This is a genomic window from Stenotrophomonas sp. HMWF003 (assembly GCF_003061285.1).
GTDB lineage: Bacteria > Pseudomonadota > Gammaproteobacteria > Xanthomonadales > Xanthomonadaceae > Stenotrophomonas > Stenotrophomonas maltophilia_AP.
Window position 1 is genome coordinate 1 of the sequence record NZ_QAIW01000169.1, and the last position, 2,500, is coordinate 2,500.

The 2,500-nt window shown below is 63.2% G+C and carries 4 protein-coding genes (1 of these 4 cut by a window edge); all 4 read right to left on the reverse strand.

Features of this window, described 5'->3' with window-relative positions:
* Nucleotides 1–69: 69 nt before the first annotated feature.
* Nucleotides 70–609, reverse strand: a complete 540-nt coding sequence (gene rplJ, locus DBR34_RS06940; protein WP_128096248.1) for a 50S ribosomal protein L10 — start codon at nt 607–609, stop codon at nt 70–72.
* Between the two features lie 388 nt (nt 610–997).
* Entirely contained in the window at nt 998–1,696 is a 699-nt protein-coding gene (rplA, locus tag DBR34_RS06950; protein ID WP_128096249.1) for a 50S ribosomal protein L1, read from the reverse strand.
* Between the two features lie 4 nt (nt 1,697–1,700).
* The gene (gene rplK / locus DBR34_RS06955) at nt 1,701–2,129 is read right to left on the reverse strand and encodes a 50S ribosomal protein L11 (protein WP_019186116.1); all 429 of its coding nucleotides are present in this window, start codon (nt 2,127–2,129) and stop codon (nt 1,701–1,703) included.
* A 266-nt stretch (nt 2,130–2,395) separates the two neighbouring features.
* Nucleotides 2,396–2,500, reverse strand: partial view of a transcription termination/antitermination protein NusG gene (gene nusG, locus DBR34_RS06960; protein WP_017356001.1) — the 3' portion only. It continues 456 nt past the right edge of the window; the window shows 105 of its 561 coding nt (coding positions 457–561); its start codon lies off the right edge, out of view; it ends in the stop codon at nt 2,396–2,398.

The following is a 2,500-nucleotide window of genomic DNA, read 5'->3' on the forward strand; positions in this document are numbered from 1 at the left end:
GGGACATTTCGATTACCTTTGGATAATTTTCTGGGTTGAGGTTCCGTCAGGAACCACGGAAACGTCGACTCAGGCGGTCTCGGCAGCCGGTTCGGCAGCATCGGCAGCGGCTTCTTCGCCACCACCCTGCTTGTCGCCGATGGCCTTGATGGCGCGGGCGAACATCGTGACCGGCTCGGTCAGGACGCGGGCCAGCATGGCCAGGGCCTGATCACGGGTCGGCAGCGAGGCCAGCACGTCAACATGGCCAGCCGGGAACAGTTCCCCGCCGATGGCCACGACCTTTGCCTGCAGCTTGTCGTTGGTCTTGGCAAAATCCTTGATCAGGCGACCGGCTGCGCCGGGCTCCTCGAGCGAGAACGCGTACAGCAGCGGACCGACGAGGGCGTCTTTGGCGCACGCGTATTCGGTACCTTCCACTGCACGTGCCGCCAGCGTGTTCTTGACAACTTTCAAGAAAACGCCGGTTTCGCGTGCCTGCTTGCGCATCGCGGTCATCTGGGAGACCGTGGTGCCAGCGTATTCGGCTGCGATCAAGGAGTGAGCCTTGGCGGCGACTTCTGCCAGCTCCGCGACTACTTCTTGCTTCTGGGACAGATTGAGAGCCATTGCACTCCTCCAATTGAACTCCGCTTACGGCTCCTGCCGTGTGCGGTCCTGGGCGGCATCCGTCCTGGACGCCGGGAACATCGGGTTGATGTTCCAAGGGTGGGCCGTTCTAGACCTGGATGGCCAACCTGGGAGAACCCAGACGTGCGTAAACCAGAAAAACTCCAGAAGGGCACCATCTACGCAGGGTGATTCCCGGGGGAATCGATTAAGCGGTCGGTACTGCGCCGGCGGCGACTCCCTGCCAATGCGAGCATCCCTGCCCGTCGCCGGTATGTACTGACCGCGCCTGCGGTCTTTGACGGCTATCGTTGCGGGGCGGACCCCACGTCGATTGCCTTCAAAAATCGCGGGAGCCGGGCATGTACCCAGCTCCCGCTTGAAACACTTACTTCAGGGTCAGCGACGAGGTATCGACGGTGACGCCCGGGCCCATCGTCGAGCTGACCGATACCTTCTGCAGGTAGGTGCCCTTGGAGGTGGCCGGCTTGGCCTTGATCAGGTCCAGCAGCAGCGCCTGCAGGTTCAGCTTCAACGCTTCTTCAGCGAAGTCGGCCTTGCCGATGGTGCAGTGGATGATGCCGGCCTTGTCGGTGCGGTAACGCACCTGACCCGACTTGGCATTCTTGACGGCTTCGCCCGGGTTGGCCGACACGGTGCCGACCTTCGGGTTCGGCATCAGGCCGCGCGGGCCGAGCACGGTGCCCAGCTTACCCACGACGCGCATGGCGTCCGGGGTGGCGATGACGACGTCGTAGTTCAGATCGCCGGCCTGCATCTTTTCGGCCAGGTCTTCCATGCCAACGGCTTCGGCGCCAGCGGCCAGGGCTTCGTCAGCCTTGGCACCGGCCGGTGCGAAGACGGCAACGCGCACGCTCTTGCCGGTACCGGACGGCAGCACGGTGGAACCGCGCACCTGCTGGTCGGACTTCTTGGCGTCCACGCCCAGGCGCACAGCAACGTCGAAGGACTCGACGAACTTGGCCTTGGTAGCGGTCTTCAGGATCTTGATCGCGTCCTCGAAGGCATATGCCTTACCCGGGACGACGGCGGCCTTGATGGCCTTCTCACGCTTGGTCTGTGCCATCTTCTTAACCCTCCACCACGAGGCCCATGGAACGGGCAGAACCGGCAATCGTGCGCACCGCGGCGTCCAGGTCGGCGGCCGTCAGGTCGGCTTCCTTGGTCTTGGCGATTTCTTCCAGCTGCTTACGGGTCACCTTGCCCACCTTTTCGGTGTTCGGGCGCTTGGAGCCCGAGGAGATGCCAGCAGCCTTCTTGAGCAGCACGGCGGCCGGGGTGCTCTTGGTGATGAAGGTGAAGGTACGGTCCGAATAGGCCGTGATGATGACCGGCACCGGCAGACCCGGCTCCAGCTTCTGCGTGGCGGCATTGAAGGCCTTGCAGAATTCCATGATGTTCAGGCCACGCTGACCCAGCGCAGGACCGACCGGCGGCGAGGGGTTGGCCTGACCGGCCTTCACCTGCAGCTTGATATAACCGACAACTTTCTTTGCCATGAGTATGCTCTCCGGGTGCTAGCGCCTTACGACAACAGGCTCCCCATCGGACCGGGAATCACGCGTCCCGGCATCGCGTTTTGAATTCACGCAGAAGGCCACCTCGCGGCGGCCCTTGCTTTTGCCAGCTTCCTGGCAGGAAGCCGCGCACTATATCAGGTTTTGGCCCGCCTGTCTGAATACGGGAGGGCGGCGGCACGTAGAGCGGGGCTCTGCCCCGCTGGGCCTTTCATGTACAGCCGGGCAGAGCCCGGCTCTACGGGCGGTCAGACGGCCTTTTCGACCTGGCCGAACTCGAGCTCGACCGGGGTGGCACGACCGAAAATCAGCACCGAGACGCGCAGACGGCTCTTCTCGTAGTTGACTTCCTC